1 pseudogene is annotated in these 628 nt (G+C 76.1%); it reads right to left on the bottom strand.

Annotated features, from left to right (window positions below):
* Positions 1-628 (bottom strand): annotated as a pseudogene (locus ACXAID_RS28335) (cation-translocating P-type ATPase); the annotation flags it as partial.

Below are 628 nucleotides of genomic sequence, written 5' to 3' on the forward strand. Positions count from 1 at the left end.
GGCACGGGCCGGCGGCGGGTTCCTCGGCGCGCGCCGCGAGGTCCGGTTCCAGCCGGTGCCACGCCGCCGCCGCGGACGTCATCTCGGCGACCTGACCGAGGTGTCGCAGCACCTCCACCGCCAGCGAGGCGGGGGCCTGGGTGAGGGTGTACACCGACGCCGAGGCCAACCCGAACAGGGTGTCGGCGGCCGGTTTTCCGAGCCGGCGTTCCACCACCGCACGCAGCCGGGGCTGATAGTCGATCACGGTGACCGCGGCGGCCAGCCCGGGCGGCAGCCCGCGCCAGGGCACCAGAAGCCCGGCCGTCGCCACCCCCAGCCCGACGCCGTTGGCGCCCGTGGCGATCAGCCGGCTGGCCAGCAGCACGCCGTCGCCCGGTAGGTCGACCTGCCGGTGGCCCGGCGTCGCGGTGCCGCAGCCCGCTTCGGCGTCGGCGACCGTCTGGCACAGTTCGTCCAGGGAGGGGCCGTCGGCGGCGACCGTCACGATGATCCGGCGCACCGAGTGGTTGATCCGCGCGGCCCGGACGCCGTCGTGGGCGCGTACCGACTCCAGCACCGCCGTACCGACGTCGCCGGCCTTCTCGCCGTCGAGTCCGCGGACCTCGATCCAGCAGCGGTCCCCGCC

The organism is Mycobacterium sp. ABE4_509 (assembly GCF_056160785.1).